The sequence below is a fragment of the Futiania mangrovi genome, from assembly GCF_024158125.1.
Lineage (GTDB): Bacteria > Pseudomonadota > Alphaproteobacteria > Futianiales > Futianiaceae > Futiania > Futiania mangrovi.
Window position 1 is genome coordinate 596,424 of sequence record NZ_JAMZFT010000002.1, and the last position, 22,245, is coordinate 618,668.

Genomic DNA, 22,245 nt, shown 5'->3' on the forward strand with positions numbered 1-22,245 from the left:
GCGGGTGACGTCCCGCCGGTCCGGACAACGCGGAAGGGGCGGTTCGCGCCGCCGGATTGGGCCATGGGTCAAGACCCCCGCAACGAAGCCTTCGAACTCACGTCTTTCCTTTCGGGCGCGAACGCCCTCTACGTCGAGCAGCTCTACGCGCGCTACAAGACGGATCCCGGTTCCGTGGACCCGAGCTGGCGGGACTTCTTCGACGGTCTCGGCGACGACGCCGACGCGGTCCTGCGCGAGGCGAAGGGCGCCCCGTGGGAGCGCGTCGACTGGCCGCCGAAGGCAAACGGCGAGATGGTCGCCGTGCTCGACGGCAACTGGCCGGTCGTGCAGAAGGCGATCGAGAAAAAGGTGGAGGCGCGCCAGCCCGCCCTCTCGCGCGAGGACGTGCGCCAGGTCGCACTCGATTCGATCCGCGCGATCATGATGATCCGCGCCTACCGGATCCGCGGCCACCTGAAGGCCGACCTGGACCCGCTCGGCATCGTGAAGAAGGAGGCGCATCCGGAACTCGACTACCGGACCTACGGCTTCACCGAGGCGGACCTCGACCGCAAGATCTTCATCGATTTCGTGCTCGGCCTCGAGGAGGCCACGCTGCGCGAGATCCTGGCGATCCTCGAGCGGACCTATTGCTCCACCATCGGCGTGGAGTTCATGCACATCTCCAGCCCCGACGAGAAGGCCTGGATCCAGGCCCGGATCGAGGGGCGCGACAAGGAGATCACCTTCACCACCGAGGGCAAGAAGGCGATCCTCAACAAGCTGATCGAGGCCGAGGGCTTCGAGAAGTTCCTGCACGTCAAGCACTCCGGCACCAAGCGCTTTGGCCTCGACGGCGGCGAGGCGCTCATCCCCGCGATGGAACAGATCATCAAGCGGGGCGGCCACCTCGGCGTGAAGGACATCGTGATCGGCATGCCGCATCGCGGCCGCCTGAACATCCTCGCCAACGTGATGCAGAAGCCCTACCGCGCGATCTTCTCGGAGTTTCGCGGCGGCTCCGCCCATCCGGAGGACATCGGCGGCTCGGGTGACGTGAAGTACCACCTGGGCGCATCCGCCGACCGGGAGTTCGACGGCAATGTCGTCCACCTGTCGATGGCGGCAAACCCCTCGCATCTCGAGGCGGTGAACCCCGTCGTGCTCGGCAAGGCGCGCGCCAAGCAGGACAAGTACGGCCGCGACCGCAAGGCCGTCCTGCCGATCCTGCTGCACGGCGACGCGGCCTTCGCTGGCCAGGGGGTCGTGGCGGAATGTCTCGGACTGTCCGGCCTCGTGGGCCATCGCACGGGCGGCACGATCCACATCATCGTGAACAACCAGATCGGCTTCACGACGGCGCCGCACTTCTCGCGCTCCTCGCCCTATCCGTCGGACGTGGCGAAGATGGTCGAGGCGCCGATCTTCCACGTGAACGGCGACGATCCGGAAGCGGTGGTGCACGCGGCCAAGGTCGCGACGGAGTTCCGCCAGCTGTTCGGCAAGGACGTCGTGCTCGACATGTTCTGCTACCGGCGGTTCGGCCACAACGAGGGGGACGAGCCCTCGTTCACCCAGCCGCTGATGTACAAGACCATCCGCAAGCAGACGACCACGCTGGAGAAGTACGCCGAGCGTCTGGCCGAGGAAGGTCTCGTGCCGAAGGAGGAGAGCGACAAGGCAGTCTCCGACTTCCAGGATCGCCTGAACGAGGAATTCGAGGCCGCACCGGCCTACAAGCCGAACAAGGCCGACTGGCTCGAAGGCCGCTGGAAGGGGCTGCGGGTCGCGGAAGGTGACGAGCGGCGCGGCGAGACGGCGGTCGACGCGGACCGTCTCAAGGCGCTCGGCCTCAAGCTGACCGAGGTGCCGGGCGACTTCAACCTGCACCGCACGGTCAAGCGTCTGCTCGAGAGCAAGCGCCAGATGTTCGAGACCGGCGAGGGCATCGACTGGGCGACCGCCGAGGCGTTGGCCTTCGCCACGCTGCTGGACGAGGGCCATCCGGTCCGTCTCTCGGGCCAGGACAGCGCCCGCGGCACCTTCAGCCAGCGCCATTCCCGCCTGATCGACCAGGAGACGGAAGCGCACTACGTGCCGCTCAACCATCTCCGCGACGGACAGGCGCACTACGAGGTCATCGACTCGATGCTCTCCGAATACGCCGTGCTCGGCTTCGAGTACGGCTATTCCTGGGAGGATCCGGAAGCGCTGACACTGTGGGAGGCGCAGTTCGGCGACTTCGCCAACGGCGCGCAGGTCATCGTCGACCAGTTCATGTCGTCGGCCGAGAAGAAGTGGCTGCGCATGTCTGGCCTGGTGATGCTTCTGCCGCACGGCTACGAGGGGCAGGGGCCGGAACATTCGTCGGCGCGCCTGGAGCGTTATCTCCAGATGTGCGCCGAGGACAACATGCAGGTTGCCAACTGCACGACGCCGGCGAACTATTTCCACATCCTGCGCCGGCAGATCCATCGCAACTTCCGCAAGCCGCTGATCCTGATGACGCCGAAGTCGCTGCTGCGCCACAAGCGCTGCGTCTCGACGCTGGCGGAACTCGGGCCTGGCTCGTCCTTCCATCGCGTCCTGTGGGACGATGCGGAGTATCTCAAGAACTCCGTGAAGCTGAAGAAGGACGACAAGATCCGCCGCGTGGTGATCTGCACCGGCAAGGTCTATTACGACCTCTACGAGGCTCGCGAGGAGAAGGGCGTCGACGACGTCTACCTGATGCGCTGCGAGCAGCTCTATCCCGTGCCGCGCCAGTCGCTGCGCCACGAGCTGGGCCGCTTCAAGAACGCCGAGGTGGTCTGGTGCCAGGAGGAGCCCTTCAACATGGGCGCCTGGCGCTTCATCGAGCCTGAGCTCGAATGGGTCCTGGGGCAGCTCGACGGCAAGGCGAAGCGGGCCCGCTACGTGGGCCGCCCGGCTTCCGCCGCGACCGCGACGGGCCTTGCGAGCATGCACAAGAAGCAGCAGGAAGCTCTGGTCGAGGATGCGCTGGCGGTCTGACGCCGGCGCCGGCTCCCCGGCCCTTGGGAACGAAGAGGACGAGAATGGCTGTTGAAATCCGCGTGCCCCAGATGGGCGAGTCGGTCACCGAGGGCACGGTTGCGACCTGGGCCAAGAAGCCCGGCGACCGTGTCGAGCAGGACGAGCTTCTGGTCGAGATCGAGACCGACAAGGTCACTATGGAGGTGAACGCACCCTCCGCCGGCGTGCTGGGCGAGATCGTCGCCAACGAGGGCGACGTCGTCGAGATCGGCGCACTCCTCGGCACGATCGAGGAAGGCGGCGCCGCAGCGGCGGGCAAGCCCGCCGCGAAGACCGAGGCGCCCAAGGCCGAACAGCCCGCGCCCAAGGCCGAAAGCAAGCCACAGGCGCCTGCCCGCAGCGACGTCGAGGACGCGCCCTCGGCCAAGAAGCTGATGGCGGAGGCGGGTCTCGACCGCACCCAGGTCGAGGGCACGGGCCGCGACGGTCGCGTGATGAAGGGCGACGTGCTGTCCGCCGTGGAGAAGCTGCGCGAGAGTGGCGGCAAGGAGCAGAAGGCGGCGAAACCCGCGGCTCCCACCGGCCCGCGCAGCCAGGAAGCGCGCGAGGAGCGGGTGCGCATGACGCGCCTGCGCCAGACCATCGCGCGCCGCCTGAAGGACGCGCAGGACACCGCGGCCATGCTCACCACCTTCAACGAGGTCGACCTGACCGAGGTGATGGCGCTTCGCAACGAGTGGAAGGATCTCTTCGAGAAGAAGCATGGCGTGAAGCTGGGCTTCATGTCCTTCTTCGTGAAGGCCTGCATCCACGCGCTGAAGGAAGTGCCGAGCGTCAATGCCGAGATCGACGGCACCGACCTCGTCTACAAGAACTACTACCACATCGGCGTGGCGGTCGGGACGGACCAGGGCCTCGTCGTGCCGGTGGTGCGCGACGCCGACGCCATGTCCTTTGCCGGCATCGAGCAGGAGATCAACCGGCTGGGCCGCGCCGCGCGCGACGGCAAGCTGAAGCTCGACGACATGCAGGGCGGCACCTTCACCATCTCGAACGGCGGCGTCTATGGCTCGCTGATGTCGACGCCCATCCTGAATCCCCCGCAGTCGGGCATCCTCGGCATGCACAAGATCCAGGAGCGGCCGATGGTCGTGAACGGCGAGATCAAGATCCGCCCGATGATGTACCTGGCGCTCAGCTACGATCACCGGATCATCGACGGCAAGGAGGCCGTGACCTTCCTCGTCCGCGTCAAGGACTGCCTGGAAGATCCGCGGCGCATGCTGCTCGACCTCTGACCGACAAGGGGGCGAACGGCCCGCGTTCCCATCATGGGCAGACGCGGGCCGTCCCCAATCCCAGTACCGAATTCGCGAGGCGTGAGGCTCATGGCTGACTCATTCGACGTTGTCATCATCGGTTCCGGCCCTGGCGGCTATGTCTGCGCGATCCGCGCGGCCCAGCTCGGCATGAAGGTCGCGGTCGTCGAGAAGCGCGCGACGCTTGGCGGCACCTGCCTCAATGTGGGCTGCATCCCGTCGAAGGCGCTGCTGCATGCGTCGGAGCGCTACCACGAGATCGCCTCGGGCCACGCCGCCGAGATCGGCGTGAAGACCACGGGCCTCAAGCTCGACATGAAGGCCTTCCATGCCGGCAAGCAGCAGGCGATCGAGCAGAACACCAAGGGCGTGGAGTTCCTGTTCAAGAAGAACAAGATCGAGGCCGTGCACGGCACCGGCAAGGTCGTGGGCAAGGGCAAGGTCGAGGTCGCGCTCGACGGCGGCAAGACCCGCACGCTCGAGACGAAGAACATCGTGATCGCCACCGGCTCCGACGTGACGCGCCTGCCGGGCGTGGAGATCGACGAGAAGCAGGTCGTTTCGTCGACGGGCGCGCTGGAGCTGGCCTCCGTGCCGAAGAAGCTCCTCGTGATCGGCGGCGGCGTCATCGGGCTGGAGCTTGGCTCGGTCTGGGCGCGGCTCGGCTCGGAGGTGACGGTGGTCGAATTCCTCGACCGCATCACGCCGACCATGGACGCGGAGGTCTCAAAGCAGTTCCAGCGCGTGCTGCAGAAGCAGGGCCTCGCCTTCAAGCTCGGCACGAAGGTGACCGGGGTGGCGAAGTCCGGCAAGGCGCTCAAGGTCACCGTGGAGCCCGCGAAGGGCGGCGATGCCGAGACGCTGGACGCCGACGTGGTGCTCGTCTGCATCGGTCGCGTGCCCTACACCGAGGGGTTGGGGCTCGAGGAGGCGGGCGTCGCCCTCGACGAGCGCAAGCGCGTGAAGATCGACGCTCACTTCCGCACCAATGTGGAGGGCATCTATGCCATCGGCGACGTGGTCGTCGGGCCTATGCTCGCCCACAAGGCGGAGGACGAGGGCGTCGCGGTCGCGGAAATGCTGGCAGGCCAGCAACCGCACGTGAACTACGACGTGATCCCGAACGTCATCTACACCTGGCCGGAAGTGGCCTCCGTCGGCAAGACGGAGGAGGAACTGAAAGACGCGGGCGTCAAGTACCGCTCCGGCAAGTTCCCCTTCACCGCCAACGGGCGCGCGCGCATCGCGGGCATGACCGACGGCTTCGTGAAGGTGCTCGCCGACGCCGCGACCGACCGGGTGCTCGGCGTGCACATCATCGGCCCGGACGCCGGAACGCTCATCGCCGAGGCGGCGATCGCCATGGAATTCGGCGCGAGCGCGGAAGACATCGCCCGCACCTGCCATGCGCATCCGACCCTGTCGGAGACGGTGAAGGAAGCCGCCCTCGCCGTCGACGGCCGCGCGCTGCACATGTGAAGCCGGCGGGGCCGGTCCCCCCGCGGGGCCGGTCCTATCCGCCGCTCCGCGGGTGGGCGCGGCGATAAATGTCCATCAGCTGGCGGGTCTCCACCGCCGTGTAGCGCTGCGTCGTGCTGAGCGAGGCATGCCCCAGCAGATCCTGGATCGCCCGCAGGTCCGCGCCGTTTGCCAGCAGGTGCGTGGCGAAGGAATGGCGCAGCGCGTGCGGCGTCGCCTTGACGGAGAGGCCGAGCGCGCCCCTCAGCCGCGCCACCAGCAATTGCACGACGCGCGGCGACAGGCGCCCGCCGCGGGCACCGCGGAACAGCGGCGCCTCGCCGCCGGTGTCCCATGGGCAGAGCGCGCGGTAGTCCGCGACCGCGTCGAGGATCACCGGCAGCAGCGGCACGATCCGCACCTTGCCGCCCTTGCCCGTGAGGCGCAGCGTCGCTCCGTCCGCGGCAGGCCCGCGCGGCCAGTCGCGCCCGTCGAGGCCCAGAGCCTCGGAGATCCGCAATCCGCCGCCGTAGAGCAACGTCAGCACCGCCACGTCGCGTGCGGCGATCCACGGCTCCTCATGGTGCAGCGCGCCGTCGGCGACCATGGCTGCGGCTTCTGCTTCCGGCAGGGCGCGGGGCAGGGGCGTCTGCCGCCGGGGCGCGCGCACGGCATGCAGGGCCGCGTTCTCGATCCCGTGACGCCGCGCGAGGTGGCGGTAGAAGCTGCGCACGCAGGACAGCGCGCGCGCGACCGTCGCGCTGCCTGCGCCGTCCGCTCGCCGCGCTGCGAGCCAGCCGCGGAAGTCGGCCGCAGAGAGCCTCTCGAGATCGCCGAGCGTCGCCGGCCCGCCGAGGTGTCCCGCGAGGAAGGTGGCGAGGCCCGCGAGGTCGCGCCCATAGGCCGCGACCGTGTGCGCGCTCGACCCGCGCCCGTGGGCGAGGTGTTCCAGAAATCCCCGGGCCGCGGCCCGCGCGTCGGGGGCGAAGGCCGCCGGGGCGTCGGGAACTAGCGGTCGGGGGGCAGGTCCAGCCATTGCCGCGTGATGCGCTCCATGACGCCGCCGAGAAACTTCAGGAGCGCCGTGCCCTGTCCGGGCGCGAACCGCTCCGGATCGCGCGACCACAATAGCATGGCGGCGGCCGGCGCGCCCCCGCCGAGCGCAAGCCGCACGATCGCCTGCGACCCGCCCGGTTCGCCGGTCCCGGCGACCAGCCGCACGCCGTCGGGGGCTTCGCTGCCCATCAACTCGGCGATGGTGCCCGGTGCGGCGACCGAAAGGCGCGTGTCGTGCGCCCGCTCCGGCTCGCCCCCTTCCACGACCAGCCCGATGCTGTCGATGCCGAGCAGTCCCGGCACCGTCTCCGTCAGCGTTTGCAGCAGGTCGTGGAACCCCTGCGCCTCGATCATCGCGAGAACTGCCCGGTCGACCATCTCGCGGCCCCGGGCGTTCTCGGCCGCGGTGCGGACCAGTTCCGCCCGCTCTGCCTTCATCCAGTCGAGTTGGCTGCGCAGGCGGTCGATCAACGCGCTCTGGAAGCTGACGGCGGCGGGGCCGGCCGCGTCCTCCGCCGCCTGCTTGGCCGCGCCGACCACGAGATCGAGGTTGCGGGCCAGAAAGCCGGGGTTGGCTTCGAGGAAGCTGCGCACCGCTGCCGCTTGCAGCGCGGCTGCGCCCTCAGGGGCTGCCGCGCCTGCGCGTGCCTGCGCGGGATCCTTCGCGTTTCCCATCGATCAGGCGCGCGGGACCGTCTGGCCCGTCTTCTTCCAGTCGGCCAGGAACTGCTCCAGCCCGCGCTCGGTCAGCGGGTGCTCGGCCAGCTTGCGCAGGACGCCGGGCGGCACCGTCGCCACATCCGCACCCAGCAGCGCCGCCGCCTTCACATGGTTCGGCTGGCGAATCGAGGCGACCAGCACTTCGGTGTCGAAGCCGTAGGTGTCATAAATGGTGACGATGTCGCGAATCAGCTCCATACCGTCGAGCCCGATGTCGTCCAGCCGGCCGACGAAGGGAGAGATGAAGGTCGCCCCCGCCTTGGCCGCGAGAAGGGCCTGGTTCGCCGTGAAGCAGAGCGTGACATTGACCATCGTGCCGTCTTCCGACAGCGCCCGGCAGGCCTTCAGCCCGTCCCAGGTCAGCGGCACCTTGACCGTGACGTTCGGCGCGATCTTCGCGAGCGCACGGCCTTCCGCGATCATGCCCTCGGCGTCGGTGGCGGCGACCTCGGCGCTGACCGGGCCGTCGACGACGTCGCAGATCTCCGCGATCACCTCGGTGAACGGGCGGCCGGTCTTGGCAACCAGCGAGGGGTTGGTGGTCACGCCGTCGAGCAGGCCGGTCTCGGCCAGGTCGCGGATCTCGTCCAGGTCTGCTGTGTCGACAAAGAACTTCATGGTGGGCGTGTCCCCGTGGCAGCGAAAGGCCCCGAAAGGCCGGTTTCAGGCGGTGTTCGGGATACAGGCACAGGCCCGGGGTGTCCAGAGATGAGCGTACCCGGCCTGTTCGCGGACGACGACTCCTCAGCCGCCCCATCCCGCGTGCGCGTCCTGCTGCCGCTGCCGCTGGCGGGCGCTTACGACTATCTCGTGCCGGCCGGTCTGGCGCTCGCCCCCGGCGAACCGGTGCGCGTGCCGCTGGGGCCGCGCCATGTGGACGGCGTGGTCTGGACGGGTACGCCCGACGCCGCTGTGCCGGCGGGCAAGCTGAAGCCCGTGACTGCCCGGCTGGGCGGGCCGCCGTTCCCGGCGGAGTTGCTGGCCTTCGTCGACTGGATGGCGGACTACACGCTCAGCGCGCCGGGCCAGGTGCTGGCGATGGTGCTGCGCGGGCGGGGCGACGGGACGCAGCCGCGCCCGCGCATCGGCTGGGCGCCCACGGGTACCGTGCCAGAGCGGATGACGCCCGCCCGCGCCCGCGTGCTGGAGATCCTGCGCGACGGCCCGCCCCGCACGGCGGCAGAACTCGCCGAGATCGCGGGCGTCGGCGCCGGCGTCGTGCGCGGTCTCGCGGATCAGGGCGTGCTCGCGCCCGTCGATCTCGACGCCGCGCCGCCAGTCCCGGCGCACGATGCAGGCAGCGGCCCGGCGCATCTCAACCCGGCGCAGGAGGCGGCGGCGGACGCGATTCGCGACGCCGCCCGCGCCCCCCGGTTCGAGGCCTTCCTGCTCGACGGCGTCACCGGGTCGGGCAAGACGGAGGTCTATCTGGAAGCCGTTGCCGAGGCGATGGCCACGGGCCGGCAGGCGCTGGTCCTGCTGCCGGAGATCGCGCTGACGCTGGCGCTCGCCGCGCGGATCGAGGCCCGCTTCGGCGCAGCCCCCCTGCAATGGCATTCCGACCTGCCCGCGAAGGAGCGCCGCCGCGTCTGGCGCGCCGTGCGCGGCGAGGAGGGCGAGACGCCCGCGCCTATCGTCATCGGCGCGCGTTCGGCGTTGTTCCTGCCCTTCGCCCGCCTCGGCCTGGTGGTGGTCGACGAGGAGCACGACGGCGCCTACAAGCAGGACGACGGCATCCGATACCACGCCCGCGACATGAGCGTGGTGCGCGCCCGCGCAGCCGGTGTGCCGGTCGTGCTCGCTTCGGCCACGCCGTCGCTCGAAAGCCACGCCAATGCGGAGCGCGGGCGCTACACCCGCCTGCGCCTCGAAAGCCGCTTCGGCAGCGCAGGCATGCCCGCTGTCGAGGTCGTCGACATGCGCGCCGCGCCGCCGGGCCGCGGCCAATGGTTGAGCCCGCGCCTCGCCGAGGCGGTCGCGCAGACGCTGGAGGCCGGGGAGCAGGCGCTGCTCTTCCTCAACCGGCGCGGCTATGCGCCGCTGACGCTCTGCCGCGCGTGCGGCCACCGCATGGGCTGCCCGAATTGCGCCGCCTGGCTCGTCAGCCATCGTCTCGGCCGCCGCCTCGTCTGCCATCATTGCGGTTATTCCGCGCCGGAGCCGGAGACCTGCCCGGAGTGCGGGGCCGCGCACAAGCTCGCGCCTTGCGGCCCGGGTGTCGAGCGGATCGCTGAGGAGGCCGCGGCGCGCTTCCCCGACGCCCGACTCGCGCTCCTCTCCAGCGATCACATCGAGAGCGCGGCGGAACTGAACCGCCTGCTGGGACAGATCGCCGCGCACGAGGTCGACATCCTGATCGGCACGCAGCTGGTCGCCAAGGGCCACCACTTCCCCGGCCTGACGCTGGTGGGCGTGGTCGACGCGGACCTGGGGCTCACGGGCGGGGACCTGCGGGCGGGCGAGCGGACCTTCCAGCTGCTCGACCAGGTCGCAGGGCGGGCTGGCCGCGCCGACCGGCCGGGGCGCGTGATCCTGCAGACCTACATGCCGGAGCACACGGTGATGCGGGCGCTGGCGGCGGGCGACCGGGACCGTTTCGTCGCAGCCGAGATGGAGGCGCGCGCCGACGCCGGCTACCCGCCCTATGGCCGGCTGGCGAGCCTCGTGCTCTCCGGCCCCGACGAGGCCGGGCTGGGCACCTTCGCCCGCGACCTCGCACGCACCGCGCCCCGGGGGGAGGGCGTCCACGCGCTGGGGCCCGCGCCTGCACCCATTGCCTTGCTGCGCGGGCGCCACCGCATCCGCTTCCTCGTGAAGGCCCGCAACGCCGGCGTGCTGCATGACGCCCTGGTGCGCTGGCTCGCGCCGGTGCGGGTTCCCTCGGCGATCCGGCTGGCCGTCGATATCGACCCCCAGAGCTTTTTGTGACGGGCGCATGACCGTCACGCGCACGCAAGCGTGTTGCAGCCCTGAACCTGCTGTGTTAGACCACGCGCGGTTTCGGGCGGGGGTGCCTGAACCGCTCCAGCCGCGTATTGCGAAATTTATCGTAAAGTCAATCGCTTGACGCTGGGCTAGGCTGGGTCCGCCCGAGGAGGGATCAGGTGTCGGACGGCACGAAGGAAATCACTGGGGTCGGGGGGCGCTACGCGACGGCGCTGTTCGATCTCGCCAAGGACGACGACAGGTTGGACGCCGTGTCCGGCGATCTGGACGCGCTGGCGCAGATGCTTGACGAGAGCGCCGATCTGCGCCGCCTCGTGCAGAGCCCCGTGTTCAGCCGCGAGGATCAGGCCGCCGGCATCCAGGCCATCGCCGAGAAGGCCGGCTTCGACGACCTGACGCGCCGGTTCCTCGGCCTCGTGGCCGCCAACCGCCGACTGTTCGCGCTGGACCGGATGATCGCCGGCTACCGCGCGCTGCTGCGCGCGCATCGCGGCGAGATTTCGGCCGACGTCGTCTCTGCGACCCCGCTTACCGCAAAACAGCTCGACGACCTCAAGGCGGAACTGAAGGCCGCCATGGGGCGCGACGTGCAGGTGGACGTCAGCGTCGATGAAAGTCTTCTCGGCGGGCTCATCGTCAAGGTGGGCAGCCGGATGATCGACAGTTCGATCCGAACCAAGCTCCGCAACCTTCAGCTCGCGATGAAAGAGGCCCGCTGATGGATATCCAAGCCGCGGAAATTTCCGCAATCCTGAAGAAGCAGATCAAGAACTTCGGTCAGGAGGCCGAGGTCTCCGAGATCGGTCAGGTCCTTTCCGTCGGTGACGGTATCGCCCGCGTCTACGGGCTCGACAACGTCCAGGCGGGCGAGATGGTCGAGTTCAGCTCGGGCGTCCGCGGCATGGCCCTGAACCTCGAGGACGACAACGTCGGCGTCGTGCTGTTCGGCAGCGACCGCGAGATCGGCGAGGGCGACACGGTCAAGCGCACCGGCCAGATCGTCGACGTGCCGGTTGGCAAGGGCCTGCTCGGGCGCGTGGTCGACGGTCTCGGCAACCCGATCGACGGCAAGGGTCCGATCGATGGCGCGGAGCGCCGCCGGGTCGAGGTCAAGGCGCCGGGCATCATTCCCCGCAAGTCGGTGCATGAGCCGATGTCCACGGGCCTCAAGGCGATCGACGCGCTGATCCCGGTCGGCCGCGGCCAGCGCGAGCTGATCATCGGCGACCGCCAGACAGGCAAGACGTCGATCATCCTCGACACCTTCATCAACCAGAAGCCGATCAACGCCGGCGATGACGAGAGCAAGAAGCTCTATTGCATCTATGTCGCGGTCGGCCAGAAGCGCTCCACCGTCGCCCAGTTCGTGAAGGAACTCGAGGACAACGGCGCGCTCGAGTACTCGATCGTGATCGCCGCGACGGCCTCCGATCCGGCGCCGATGCAGTTCCTGGCGCCCTACGCCGGCTGCGCCATGGGCGAGTTCTTCCGCGACAACGGCATGCATGCCGTGATCGCCTATGACGACCTGTCCAAGCAGGCCGTCGCCTATCGCCAGATGTCCCTGCTGCTCCGCCGCCCGCCGGGCCGCGAAGCCTACCCGGGCGACGTGTTCTACCTGCACTCCCGCCTGCTGGAGCGCGCGGCGAAGATGAACGACGAGCAGGGCGCGGGTTCGCTCACTGCCCTCCCGGTCATCGAGACGCAGGCGGGCGACGTGTCGGCCTACATCCCGACGAACGTGATCTCGATCACCGACGGCCAGATCTTCCTCGAGACCGAGTTGTTCTACCAGGGCATCCGCCCGGCGGTGAACGTCGGCCTGTCGGTCAGCCGCGTCGGCTCGGCCGCGCAGATCAAGGCGATGAAGCAGGTCGCAGGCAAGATCAAGCTGGAGCTGGCGCAGTACCGCGAGATGGCGGCCTTCGCCCAGTTCGGCTCGGACCTCGACGCCGCCACGCAGCGCCTGCTCAACCGCGGCGCCCGCCTGACGGAGCTTCTGACCCAGCCGCAGTACCAGCCGCTGAAGACGGAAGAGCAAGTCGTGGTCATCTTCGCCGGCGTGAACGGCTACCTCGACCAGATCCCGGTGCGCGCGGTGAAGCGCTTCGAGGAGGCGTTCCTCAACGAGGTGCGCTCGAAGCATCAGGATCTGCTCGACACGATCCGCACCGAGGGCCAGGTGAGCGAGGCGACCGACAAGGCGCTGCGCGGGATTCTGGACGGTTTCGTCAAGAACTTCGCCTGATCGGCGGTAGCTGAAGCGGACGGGGAAAGGGCGAGATGCCAAGCCTCAAGGACCTGCGAAACCGGATCAACAGCGTCAAGTCGACGCGGAAGATCACCAAGGCGATGCAGATGGTCGCCGCCGCGAAACTGCGCCGGGCGCAGGACGCGGCGGAGGCCGCGCGGCCCTATGCAAAGCGCATGTCGGCAGTGCTCGCGAACCTGTCCGCCTCCATGTCGCCTGAAGCAGGCGGACCGCGCCTGCTCGTGGGGACGGGCGAGGACCGCGTCCACCTTCTGGTGGTCGCAACCGCGGAGCGTGGCCTGTGCGGCGCGTTCAACGCCTCGATCTCCAAGCTGGCGCGCGAACATGCCGACCGGCTCGTGGCCGAGGGCAAGACGGTCAAGATCCTCTGCGTGGGCCGCAAGGGGCGCGACGCGCTCCGTCGCACCCACGGCTCCCGGATCATCGAGACGATCGAACTTGCGGGCGTGAAGCGCGTCGGGCTGGACGAGGCGCAGCGGGTGACGGACCGTGTGCTCGCCCTGTTCGACGAAGGGGCGTTCGACGTCTGCACGCTGTTCTTCGCCGAGTTCCGCTCGGTCGTGAGCCAGGTGCCGACCGCCAAGCGGATCATCCCGGCGACGATCGAGGACGGGCAGACGGGCGCGGACCTGCAGGGCGCCGTCTACGAGTACGAGCCGGATGCGGAGCAGATCCTCGCGGACCTGCTGCCGCGGAACCTGACCGTGCAGGTGCTGAACGCACTTCTTGAGAACGCGGCCTCCGAGCAGGGCGCGCGCATGACCGCCATGGACAATGCGACGCGCAACGCCGGCGACATGATCGACAAGCTGACGCTGAACTACAACCGGACGCGTCAGGCGATCATCACCAAGGAACTGATCGAAATTATTTCGGGCGCGGAAGCGCTCTGACGCTCGGCGGATGCTGGGGCGACGGGAGAAGAGGTGACATCGATGAGCACGAACGTTGTCGGACGGATTACCCAGGTGACCGGACCCGTGGTCGACGTGAAGTTCGACGGGCATCTGCCCGAGATCCTGAACGCGCTCGAGACGGAGAACAACGGCCAGCGCCTCGTTCTCGAAGTGGCGCAGCACCTTGGCGAGTCCACGGTGCGCACGATCGCCATGGACGCGACCGAGGGTCTCGCCCGCGGTCAGGAAGTGAAGGACACCGGCGCGCCGATCGCCATGCCGGTGGGCCCCGGCACGCTCGGCCGCATCATGAACGTCATCGGTGAGCCGATCGACGAGCGCGGACCGATGAAGACGTCGGACAAGTGGGCGATCCACCGCCCGGCGCCGGAGTTCGTGGAGCAGTCCACGGAAGCCGAGATCCTCGTCACCGGCATCAAGGTCATCGACCTGCTGGCGCCTTACGCGAAGGGCGGCAAGATCGGCCTGTTCGGCGGCGCGGGCGTCGGCAAGACCGTGCTCATCATGGAGCTGATCAACAACGTCGCGAAGGCGCACGGTGGCTACTCCGTGTTCGCGGGCGTCGGCGAGCGGACGCGCGAGGGCAACGACCTCTATCACGAGATGATCGACTCCAAGGTCATCGACCTGGAGGGCGACAGCTCCAAGGTGGCGCTGGTCTACGGCCAGATGAACGAGCCTCCGGGCGCGCGTGCCCGCGTGGCGCTCTCCGGCCTGACGGTTGCGGAATACTTCCGCGACGAGGAAGGCCAGGACGTGCTGTTCTTCGTCGACAACATCTTCCGCTTTACGCAGGCGGGCTCGGAAGTGTCGGCGCTGCTCGGCCGCATCCCGTCGGCCGTGGGCTACCAGCCGACGCTGGCGACCGACATGGGCGCGCTGCAGGAGCGGATCACCACGACGACCAAGGGCTCGATCACCTCGGTGCAGGCGATCTACGTGCCGGCGGACGACCTGACCGACCCGGCGCCGGCGACCTCGTTCGCCCACCTCGACGCCACGACCGTTCTGTCGCGCCAGATCGCCGAGCTTGGCATCTATCCGGCCGTCGACCCGCTCGACTCCACGTCGCGCATGCTCGACCCGCGGATCGTCGGCGAGGAGCACTACAACGTCGCCCGCCGCGTGCAGGAGATCCTGCAGCGCTACAAGGCGCTTCAGGACATCATCGCCATTCTCGGCATGGACGAGCTGTCGGAAGAGGACAAGCTGATCGTTGCGCGCGCGCGCAAGATCCAGCGCTTCCTCAGCCAGCCGTTCCACGTGGCCGAGGTGTTCACCGGCTTCCCGGGCAAGCTCGTCGGCATCGAAGACACGATCAAGAGCTTCAAGGCGCTCTGCGAGGGTGAGTACGACCATCTGCCGGAAGCGGCGTTCTACATGGTCGGCACCATCGAGGAGGCCGTGAAGAAGGCCGAAGCCATGGCTGCGGAAGCGGCCTGATCTGACGGAGCGGGAGCGCCGGACCATGGCGGACAAGCTGCAATTCGATCTCGTCAGCCCGGAGCGGCAGCTCATGTCGCAGGCCGTCGACATGGTCGTCGTGCCGGGCGCGGACGGGGAGTTCGGTGTCCTGGCGCATCACGCGCCGGTGATGTCGACGATCCGGCCGGGCTTCCTGCGGGTGCACGACGGGGCGGGCGCTCCGAAGCGTATCTTCGTGCGCGGCGGCTTCGCGGAGGTCACGCCCGACGGGCTGACGGTGCTGGCCGAGCATGCGGTGGCGGAAGAGGACATCGACCGTGCCGCCATCGAGCAGAGCCTGAAGGACGCGCGGGAAGACGTCGCCGACGCCAAGACGGACGAGGCGCGCCAGGTGGCCCAGCAGCGGGTGGACGACCTGCAGCAGGTACTCGACGCGCTCTGAACACGGCCGGCGCCGGGAGCGCTCCCAAGACCAACGAGCCGAGGGCCGGGCGCTGCATGCGTGCCGGCCCTCTGGCATTTTGACGAACCAATGCGCACCTGTAGCGTTAGAGAGTGAACGGGCGATCGGGGAACGGGATGGCGACCTGGACACTGGACGATATCTGTTGGGACCGCTTCGACGGCACCAAGGTGAGCGACGCGGTCATCCGCGCCGTGAAGGCTGCCGCGCTCGTCGAATACAACAGCGCCGACTATGTGACGTATCTGCGCAAGGTGTTTCACGACGACCCCGCTTTCGTCGCCGCCGCCGAGACCTGGGGCGAGGAAGAGGCGCAGCATGGCCGCGCGCTGGGCCGCTGGGCGGAGATGGCGGACCCGGCGTTCGACTTCGAGGCGGCGTTCGCGGCCTTCCGCGAGGGGTACCGGATCCCCGTCGACGCGACCGAATCCGTGCGCGGGTCGCGGTCGGGCGAACTGATCGCGCGCTGCGTCGTCGAATCCGGCACGTCCTCCTATTACACGGCGATGAAGGAGCGGACGCAGGAGCCGGTGCTGCGCCAGATCGCGGCCCACATCGCGGCGGACGAGTTCCGGCACTACAAGCTCTTCTACGAGCATCTGCAGCGCTATCGCGCGGCGGAGCGGCCCATGCTGCTGCGGCGCCTGGGTGTGGCCCTCGGCCGCATCCGGGAGGCGGAGGACGACGAACTGGCCTATGCCTATCACTGCGCGAACATCGGCGCGGACCGGCCCTACGACCGGGCGCGCTGCGCGGGCGCCTACGAGGAGGTCGCGCTCAGCCTCTACGAGCGGCGCCATACCGACCGGCTGATTTCCATGTCGATGAAGGCGGTCGGCCTCGACCCGCACGGCCGGACGGCCAGCGTGATCGGCGCGGTCACCTGGAACGGCCTGCGCCTGAAGCAGGGCTGGAAACAGAAGCGCGCGGCCTGAGAGCCTCAGACCGCGCGCTCTTGTCGTCTTTCGTCCGGGCTCAGTCGCCGAACGCGATGGTGTAGCTCAGAAGTGCGCCGACCGTCTCGGTCTGGACCCCGAACTCGTCGCCATACCGCCAGCCGAGATCGAAGCTGAGGTCGCCCGGCCCGACCGGCATTGTATAACCCGCACCCGCCGTGAACAGCAGGTCGTCGGTGTCGCCGCCGCCGCCGAACTTCACGTGCCGGTAGGCGCCCGTCGCATTGACGTTGAAGCCGTCGAGGAAATCGAGCTGCGCGCCCAGCGTCGCGTAGGACGCATCGTCGTCGGTGCCGAACTGGTTGGCGACCCGGGCCAGTTCGCCGATCACATAGAGGCTCGTGCTCTCGCCCAGCGTATATTCCTGCGAGCCGCCGAGCACGAGGCTCATCTCGTCCTTCGGATCGCCCTGGCCGCCGGCGCGGTACATCATGCCCAGATGGTAGGTGAAGCCGGGCACCGTCGGCAGTTCCGCCCCGTCGAGCGCGATGGCGAACGACTGCGGACCAGACGTGTTGCCCGCCCCGCCGGCCGACTTGCGCAGGCGGCCGCGGTTCTCCGGCCAGCTTTCCGACAGGATGGTGCGGTCGGCGAAGAAGGCCGCGACGGAGAGCGACACCTCGCCCATGATCGAGGGCTGCGGCGAGAGGGAGAATTGCACCCCGCCGCCAAGCTGCTCGAGGATCTGGTAGTCCTCGGCGAAATTGGTGCCGTAGATGCCGGGCGCGTTGGTGTGCGCGCTGCCGAAGTTCACGTCGAACTTGCCGGCCCAGGCGCGGCCCCAGTCGTCCTCGTAGCTGATGTACAGCTCTTCGACATAGCCCCCCTCGTCGGTGAAGAAGCGGTCTTCGCCCGCGTTGAGGCCAGTCGTCGGCTCAAGATAGAAATAGGTCACGAGCGACCAGCTCTCGGTGAAGTAGGTCTGGAAGTAGGCGTCGATGATCAGGTAGGTGTCCGAAACCTCGCCGCCCGCCGCGTCGGACTTGTAGACGACGTCGGATTCGACCTCGACCGTCACTTCGCCCGTGACATGGGGGTAGGAGGTTTCTGCGAAAGCGGGCTGAGCAGCCCCGAAGGCGAGGGAGGCCACCAGAACTGCGCCGGCCCCTGGATGCAACAGTTTCATCTTCTTGTTTCTCCTGAACTCGCCCTGTCGAAGCGGGCTGTGCCGCCACCGGCTCTCCCTTCCCGCCCCAGGGTTGCGCAAAATTTCTGCGCCGAAACTTCTGATTGTCAATTAGGCAATTGTTGCGCCGCAGCATGTTGCGGGCGGCATGTGTCCGCACCGCATCTGCCGGGCGGCGACAGGCGCAGCCGGGCAAGGCACGTGTGCCGGACGCTCAGGCGCGGAGACGGCGCAGGATGGGGTCGAACTCCTCCAGCACCTGGGCATAGAGCGGACGCTTGAAGGGGATGATGAGTTGCGGCAGGTCTTCCGACCGCGCCCAGCGCCAGGCACGGAACTCCGGCACCTCGGTGGCGATGTCGATGTCGCTGTCCTCGCCCTCGAAGGACATTGCGAACCATTTCTGCCGCTGGCCGCGATAGCGGCCCTTCCACAGGACGTCGCGCAATTCCTCCGGCAGGTCGTAGCTCAGCCAGTCGCGGCTTTCCGCGACGATGTGCGCGGAGGTGACGCCGGTCTCCTCGGCAAGCTCCCGAAAGGCGGCGGCTTCCGGCGCCTCGTCCGGATCGATGCCGCCCTGCGGCATCTGCCAGGCCTCGGCCGTGGAATCGATCCGCTGGCCCACGAACACGTGTCCGGTGCGGTTCAGTAGCATGACGCCCACGCCGGGGCGGTAGGGGCGCGTGTCGGTCATTGCGTGTCCTTGCGTGCCGCGAGTGCGCTCAGGGGCGCGAGGCGGACACCGGAGGCCTCCAGTGTTGGAGCCCAGGAGACGATCGCCTCGATCGTGCCCGGCAGTGCCGCGCCGACGCCCACGGCCGAACCCTTCTCACGGGCGATCTGCACAAGCTCGGCAAGCCGGGCCCGGACATCGCCAGCCGCCGGGGTCAGGTCCACGATGCGCGACGCCTTCAGATAGGGCAGGCCAGCCGCTGCAGCAGCCTCCTGCGCCTGGCTGAGCCGCGAGCCGCCGCTCTCGAGGAACAGGAGGCCGCGCGCGGCAAGATCGTTGGCGACGGCCTGCATCCGCATGGCGTCGCTGGTGAACCTGCCGCCGAGATAATTGGTCACGCCGACAAAGCCAGGAAAGCGCGACATCAGCCAGTGAAGCCGCGCGATGTTCTCGCCGGTGCCGATGCTGGTCAGCAGTGCCGAGGGGCCCGGCTCCTGCGCAGTGCTGAACGGCTCCATCGGGACTTCCAGCAGAAGTTCGTGCCCGGCCTCGCGTGCCTCGCGCGCCCAGTCGGCGATCTGCGGCGGATAGGGAGCGAGCGCCAGCGTGACCTCGCCGGGCAGGTCGCGGATCGCGGCGAGCGAGGTATTGTGGTCGAGGCCGATGCCGCCGATCACGAGCGCGACGAGGGGCCCGCCCTGCGCGGCACCGAACGGCCGTGCATAGACATCGCGCGGCGTGCGCCCGTCCTCCGCCATGCGGGGAAGGGGGCCTGCGGGAGTGTCTTCGGTCACCGCCGCGACAGGGGCGGCGGCCAGCGGCGTCGGCGGTCCGAAGCCGCGCGGCGGTGAGGCGGTGATGTCTGGCACGGGGCGGGTGTCCGCCTCGCCGCCGCCGCTCTGTGCCGAGCCTGCAGGCGGAAGCGTGATGATGAGCGTGTCGCCTGCAGGTGCGGTGCCGCCGTCCGCGCCCGCAGAAGGGGCGCCGTCGGCGCTGGCGGATGCGGTCGAGGGTGCCTCACCGGTGACGGGGCGCGGGAGATCGGGGACGCGCGGCGCCACGGCCAGCGTGCCGCGGTCGGGCTCGGACAGCAGCACCTCGGGCGGCGCGCCTTCCGGGGTCATCGCGAGAATGACCACCTGCTTGCCCCGCTGCACGTCCGGCGCCTCCCGCGGCAGCCAGCCGGCGATGACGCCGATGCCGCCCAGGACCGTGACGAGGGCGAGGGACAGGCTCCAGCGTGCAACGGTCATGCGGCGCATCGGTGCTGCGGTCTCTCCGTCCTGAATGGCTGGGCCTTGCCGGCCCGGCCGAATCGCCCTGAAAGCAAAACCCCGGGCGCGCCATGTTTAGCACGCCCGGGGCGATTTTCGACTGTTTCGGCGGCCCTGTACCGCCGGGATGCGCCGGCTATTGCGTGGCGCGCGCCTGCTCCATGATGGTCAGGCCGCGGATCAGGTCGAGGGCATAGTTGAGCTGGTAGTCGCTCGACCGCTCGCCGGAGGCCTGGGGCGTGCCGGCCTCGTCCTGGCCCTTCCCGTCGCTCGGGTTGCTGAGGTGGCCGCGCAGGTCGCCCTCGGAGATGCCGCCGCGCTGCTCCAGCGGCTCGAGCCGGGCCTGCGCCACCTCGATGTCGGGCGTGATCCCCTTGGCCTGGATCGACCGGCCAGAGGGCGTGTAGTAGCGCGAGGTCGTCAGCCGCAGCGCACCCCGCCCGCCGAGCGGCATGATGGTCTGCACCGACCCCTTGCCGAAAGACTGGGTGCCGAGCACGATCGCGCGGCGGTGATCCTGCAGCGCACCCGCCACGATTTCCGACGCGCTGGCCGAACCGCCGTTGATCAGCACGATGATCGGCTTGCCGTCCGCCATGTCGCCGGCGGTGGCGCTGTAGCGCTCGGTGTCCTTCGGGTCGCGTCCCCGGGTCGAGACGATCTCGCCGCGCTCCAGGAAGGTGTCGCTCACGGAAACCGCCTCGTTCAGCAGGCCGCCCGGATTGTTGCGCAGGTCGAGGATGAAGCCCGCAAGCTTCTCGCCGATCTGGCCTTTCAGGTCGTTCACGGCTGCGTGCAGGTTCTCCGTCGTGTGCTCGTTGAAGGTGGTGACGCGGATGACGGCCACATCGTTCTCGACGCGCGCGCGCACGGCCCGGATCTCGATGACGGCGCGGGTCAGGGTGACGTTGAACGGCTCGTCCACGCCCTCGCGCTGGATGGTCAGCGTGATGTCGGTGTCGACGGGGCCGCGCATCTTCTCGACCGCCTCGCGCAGGGTGAGGCCCAGGACCGGCTCCCCGTCGATCTGCGTGACCAGGTCGCCCGGCCGGATGTCCGCGCGCGAGGCAGGCGTGTCGTCGATCGGCGCCACGACCTTGACGAGGCCGTTCTCCATCGTGACCTCTATGCCGAGGCCGCCGAACTCCCCCCGGGTCTGAACCTGCATGTCCCGGAAGTTCTTCGGCGACAGATAACTCGAATGAGGATCGAGCGAGGTGAGCATCCCGTTCACCGCGGCCTCGATCAGGCGGGCATCGTCCACCTGCTCGACATATTGGGCCCGCACCGTCTCGAAGATCTCTCCGAACAGGTTGAGCTGGCGGTAGGTGTCGGAATCCGCGGCCCCGGCCACGGGCAGCCCGACGAAGGCGACGGACGCCGCAAGGCCCACCGCGATGCCGGTCGCACCGGCGAGAACAACACGCTTCATGATCCCGTTACCTTTCTCTGGTCCGGCGCAATCCACGGCATCGGGTCGACCGGAACGCCATCGTGCCTGAGCTCGATATAGAGTTCGCTCACTGTGCCGGAAATGGTGCCATTTTTGTGGCCGTCCGCGGTAGTCCCCGGAAGCGCGCCGAGCGGCTCTCCCGCAAGCAGCCACTGTCCTTCGCGAACGTCGAGCCGGTCAAGGCCGGCAAGCAGCAGGTGGTAGCCCGCCGCAGGGGCGAGGATGACGAGCCGGCCATAGCCGCGGAACGGGCCGGCGAACGCCACCTCCGCATCCACCGGCGCGATGATCTGCGCGCCCGAGGGGGCCGCCACGGTCATGCCCCGGGTGCGCTGGCCGAAGCGGCCCGCATCGTCGAACCGCTGCACGATGCGCCCCGGCGCCGGCAGCGGCAGGCTGCCCCTGCGCGCGGCGAAGGCCGCGGCGGTCGGCCGGGCGGGGGGCGGCTCGAGCCCGGTTTGCGGTGGCAGCCGGGGGATGGCTGCGAGCGCTATCTGGCCTTGCGCCTCCGGCGCCCGGTCTGCGGCATCGGGTGCGGGCTCCGAGGTTTGCCCGGGCAGCGGCTCGTCCAGCTTGCGGACGAGGTCGGTCAGGTCGCGGCTCGCGCGCGTGGCGATCCGGGCGCGGGCCTCGGCCGCTTCGAACGCGCGGGTCATGGCCGTCACGCGCGCCTGCCGCTGCTCGACGAGCCCGGAGAGCGCGGTCCGTTCCTCCTCCAGCGCCGCGCGCGCACGGCGGGCCGCTTGCGCCGCGGCGATCGCCTCGGCCCGGGTGTCGGTCAGCGCCCGCACATCGGCGGCAAGGCGCTGGGCACGCACATCGAGTTCCACCGTCAGGGTCTTCAGCAGCATGGCGGCGCGGGCGGCTTCCTCCGGCCCGCCGGGGGCGAGCAGGGCAGCCGCGGGCGGCGTGCGGCCCAGACGCTGCATGGCCGACAGGATTTCCCCAAGTTCGGCACGTTGCCGCACCAGCCGGTCGCGGGCGGTCTCCTCCGCGCGGGCCGCGTTTGCCGCGGCGGTGTCGAGGGCAAGCTGTCGCTCCTCGGTCTCACGGACGCGCGCGGCAAGGTCGATCAGGCGGGAGCGCAGATCGGCCACGCTCTCCTTTGCCTCCACGATATCCTCCGCGGTCGGCGCGGCGCTTCCCGATTGCGCGCGCGCGTCCGCCGGCCATGCGAGCGGGCCCAGCGCCGCCAAGGCGAGCGCTCCGGT

18 protein-coding genes are annotated in these 22,245 nt (G+C 69.2%); 10 read left to right on the forward strand and 8 right to left on the reverse strand.

The window, feature by feature from the left end; genetic code table 11:
• The first annotated feature begins 63 nt into the window (after positions 1-63).
• The 3 genes from NJQ99_RS09750 to lpdA all read left to right on the forward strand — a co-directional run bounded on the left by NJQ99_RS09750 (position 64) and on the right by lpdA (position 5,774).
• Positions 64-2,994 carry a 2-oxoglutarate dehydrogenase E1 component gene (locus NJQ99_RS09750; protein ID WP_269332639.1) on the forward strand — a complete coding sequence of 977 codons (2,931 nt, stop codon included), beginning with the start codon at positions 64-66 and terminating at the stop codon, positions 2,992-2,994.
• A 44-nt stretch (positions 2,995-3,038) separates the two neighbouring features.
• A complete protein-coding gene (gene odhB, locus NJQ99_RS09755) occupies positions 3,039-4,274 on the forward strand; it encodes a 2-oxoglutarate dehydrogenase complex dihydrolipoyllysine-residue succinyltransferase (protein ID WP_269332640.1) in 1,236 nt (411 codons plus the stop codon).
• A gap of 90 nt (positions 4,275-4,364) precedes the next feature.
• Positions 4,365-5,774, forward strand: coding sequence for a dihydrolipoyl dehydrogenase (lpdA, locus tag NJQ99_RS09760; protein WP_269332641.1), 1,410 nt, complete (start codon positions 4,365-4,367; stop codon positions 5,772-5,774).
• 34 nt (positions 5,775-5,808) lie between these two features.
• On the opposite strand, the gene NJQ99_RS09765 is transcribed toward lpdA, so the two are convergent.
• The 3 genes from NJQ99_RS09765 to fsa are packed head-to-tail and all read right to left on the reverse strand — an operon-like array spanning position 5,809 to position 8,147.
• The gene (locus NJQ99_RS09765) at positions 5,809-6,789 is read right to left on the reverse strand and encodes a tyrosine recombinase XerC (RefSeq protein WP_269332642.1); all 981 of its coding nucleotides are present in this window, start codon (positions 6,787-6,789) and stop codon (positions 5,809-5,811) included.
• Positions 6,762-7,484 (reverse strand): DUF484 family protein, encoded by a 723-nt coding sequence (locus NJQ99_RS09770; protein ID WP_269332643.1) that lies wholly within the window; start codon positions 7,482-7,484, stop codon positions 6,762-6,764. The genes NJQ99_RS09765 and NJQ99_RS09770 overlap by 28 nt, the downstream gene beginning before the upstream one ends.
• Before the next feature lie 3 nt (positions 7,485-7,487).
• Complete coding sequence (gene fsa, locus NJQ99_RS09775; protein ID WP_269332644.1) at positions 7,488-8,147, reverse strand: fructose-6-phosphate aldolase; 660 nt, start codon at positions 8,145-8,147, stop codon at positions 7,488-7,490.
• A 90-nt stretch (positions 8,148-8,237) separates the two neighbouring features.
• Between fsa and NJQ99_RS09780 the strand changes: the two genes are divergently transcribed.
• The 7 genes from NJQ99_RS09780 to NJQ99_RS09810 all read left to right on the forward strand — a co-directional run bounded on the left by NJQ99_RS09780 (position 8,238) and on the right by NJQ99_RS09810 (position 16,487).
• On the forward strand, positions 8,238-10,457 hold the full coding sequence (locus NJQ99_RS09780) for a primosomal protein N' (RefSeq protein ID WP_269332645.1): 2,220 nt from the start codon (positions 8,238-8,240) through the stop codon (positions 10,455-10,457).
• Positions 10,458-10,633: 176 nt separating this feature from the next.
• Positions 10,634-11,194 (forward strand): F0F1 ATP synthase subunit delta, encoded by a 561-nt coding sequence (locus NJQ99_RS09785; RefSeq protein WP_269332646.1) that lies wholly within the window; start codon positions 10,634-10,636, stop codon positions 11,192-11,194.
• The gene (gene atpA / locus NJQ99_RS09790; RefSeq protein WP_269332647.1) at positions 11,194-12,723 is read left to right on the forward strand and encodes a F0F1 ATP synthase subunit alpha; all 1,530 of its coding nucleotides are present in this window, start codon (positions 11,194-11,196) and stop codon (positions 12,721-12,723) included. Before NJQ99_RS09785 ends, atpA begins: the two co-directional genes overlap by 1 nt.
• A gap of 35 nt (positions 12,724-12,758) precedes the next feature.
• A complete protein-coding gene (locus NJQ99_RS09795; protein ID WP_269332648.1) occupies positions 12,759-13,640 on the forward strand; it encodes a F0F1 ATP synthase subunit gamma in 882 nt (293 codons plus the stop codon).
• Between the two features lie 42 nt (positions 13,641-13,682).
• The gene (gene atpD / locus NJQ99_RS09800; RefSeq protein WP_269332649.1) at positions 13,683-15,107 is read left to right on the forward strand and encodes a F0F1 ATP synthase subunit beta; all 1,425 of its coding nucleotides are present in this window, start codon (positions 13,683-13,685) and stop codon (positions 15,105-15,107) included.
• Between the two features lie 25 nt (positions 15,108-15,132).
• Positions 15,133-15,531 carry a F0F1 ATP synthase subunit epsilon gene (locus NJQ99_RS09805; RefSeq protein WP_269332650.1) on the forward strand — a complete coding sequence of 133 codons (399 nt, stop codon included), beginning with the start codon at positions 15,133-15,135 and terminating at the stop codon, positions 15,529-15,531.
• 137 nt (positions 15,532-15,668) lie between these two features.
• The gene (locus tag NJQ99_RS09810) at positions 15,669-16,487 is read left to right on the forward strand and encodes a ferritin-like domain-containing protein (protein ID WP_269332651.1); all 819 of its coding nucleotides are present in this window, start codon (positions 15,669-15,671) and stop codon (positions 16,485-16,487) included.
• A 40-nt stretch (positions 16,488-16,527) separates the two neighbouring features.
• Here NJQ99_RS09810 and NJQ99_RS09815 read toward each other — a convergent pair whose 3' ends face one another.
• The 5 genes from NJQ99_RS09815 to NJQ99_RS09835 form a co-directional block, all read right to left on the reverse strand.
• Positions 16,528-17,634, reverse strand: a complete 1,107-nt coding sequence (locus NJQ99_RS09815) for a hypothetical protein (RefSeq protein WP_269332652.1) — start codon at positions 17,632-17,634, stop codon at positions 16,528-16,530.
• Between the two features lie 214 nt (positions 17,635-17,848).
• A complete protein-coding gene (locus NJQ99_RS09820; protein ID WP_269332653.1) occupies positions 17,849-18,328 on the reverse strand; it encodes an RNA pyrophosphohydrolase in 480 nt (159 codons plus the stop codon).
• Positions 18,325-19,560 carry a divergent polysaccharide deacetylase family protein gene (locus NJQ99_RS09825; protein WP_269332654.1) on the reverse strand — a complete coding sequence of 412 codons (1,236 nt, stop codon included), beginning with the start codon at positions 19,558-19,560 and terminating at the stop codon, positions 18,325-18,327. Before NJQ99_RS09825 ends, NJQ99_RS09820 begins: the two co-directional genes overlap by 4 nt.
• A gap of 157 nt (positions 19,561-19,717) precedes the next feature.
• Positions 19,718-21,013 (reverse strand): S41 family peptidase, encoded by a 1,296-nt coding sequence (locus NJQ99_RS09830; protein WP_331283308.1) that lies wholly within the window; start codon positions 21,011-21,013, stop codon positions 19,718-19,720.
• A complete protein-coding gene (locus NJQ99_RS09835; protein ID WP_269332655.1) occupies positions 21,010-22,230 on the reverse strand; it encodes a murein hydrolase activator EnvC family protein in 1,221 nt (406 codons plus the stop codon). Before NJQ99_RS09835 ends, NJQ99_RS09830 begins: the two co-directional genes overlap by 4 nt.
• Positions 22,231-22,245: the final 15 nt, after the last annotated feature.

Coding starts and splice junctions, on each gene's coding strand:
- NJQ99_RS09820 (WP_269332653.1), bottom strand. CDS start 18,328: ATGACCGACACGCGCCCCTACCGCCCCGGCGTGGGCGTCATGCTACTG.
- NJQ99_RS09825 (WP_269332654.1), bottom strand. CDS start 19,560: ATGACCGTTGCACGCTGGAGCCTGTCCCTCGCCCTCGTCACGGTCCTG.
- NJQ99_RS09815 (WP_269332652.1), bottom strand. CDS start 17,634: ATGAAACTGTTGCATCCAGGGGCCGGCGCAGTTCTGGTGGCCTCCCTC.
- NJQ99_RS09830 (WP_331283308.1), bottom strand. CDS start 21,013: ATGAAGCGTGTTGTTCTCGCCGGTGCGACCGGCATCGCGGTGGGCCTT.
- odhB (WP_269332640.1), top strand. CDS start 3,039: ATGGCTGTTGAAATCCGCGTGCCCCAGATGGGCGAGTCGGTCACCGAG.
- NJQ99_RS09765 (WP_269332642.1), bottom strand. CDS start 6,789: ATGGCTGGACCTGCCCCCCGACCGCTAGTTCCCGACGCCCCGGCGGCC.
- atpA (WP_269332647.1), top strand. CDS start 11,194: ATGGATATCCAAGCCGCGGAAATTTCCGCAATCCTGAAGAAGCAGATC.
- lpdA (WP_269332641.1), top strand. CDS start 4,365: ATGGCTGACTCATTCGACGTTGTCATCATCGGTTCCGGCCCTGGCGGC.
- NJQ99_RS09810 (WP_269332651.1), top strand. CDS start 15,669: ATGGCGACCTGGACACTGGACGATATCTGTTGGGACCGCTTCGACGGC.
- NJQ99_RS09795 (WP_269332648.1), top strand. CDS start 12,759: ATGCCAAGCCTCAAGGACCTGCGAAACCGGATCAACAGCGTCAAGTCG.
- fsa (WP_269332644.1), bottom strand. CDS start 8,147: ATGAAGTTCTTTGTCGACACAGCAGACCTGGACGAGATCCGCGACCTG.
- atpD (WP_269332649.1), top strand. CDS start 13,683: ATGAGCACGAACGTTGTCGGACGGATTACCCAGGTGACCGGACCCGTG.
- NJQ99_RS09770 (WP_269332643.1), bottom strand. CDS start 7,484: ATGGGAAACGCGAAGGATCCCGCGCAGGCACGCGCAGGCGCGGCAGCC.
- NJQ99_RS09780 (WP_269332645.1), top strand. CDS start 8,238: ATGAGCGTACCCGGCCTGTTCGCGGACGACGACTCCTCAGCCGCCCCA.
- NJQ99_RS09805 (WP_269332650.1), top strand. CDS start 15,133: ATGGCGGACAAGCTGCAATTCGATCTCGTCAGCCCGGAGCGGCAGCTC.
- NJQ99_RS09750 (WP_269332639.1), top strand. CDS start 64: ATGGGTCAAGACCCCCGCAACGAAGCCTTCGAACTCACGTCTTTCCTT.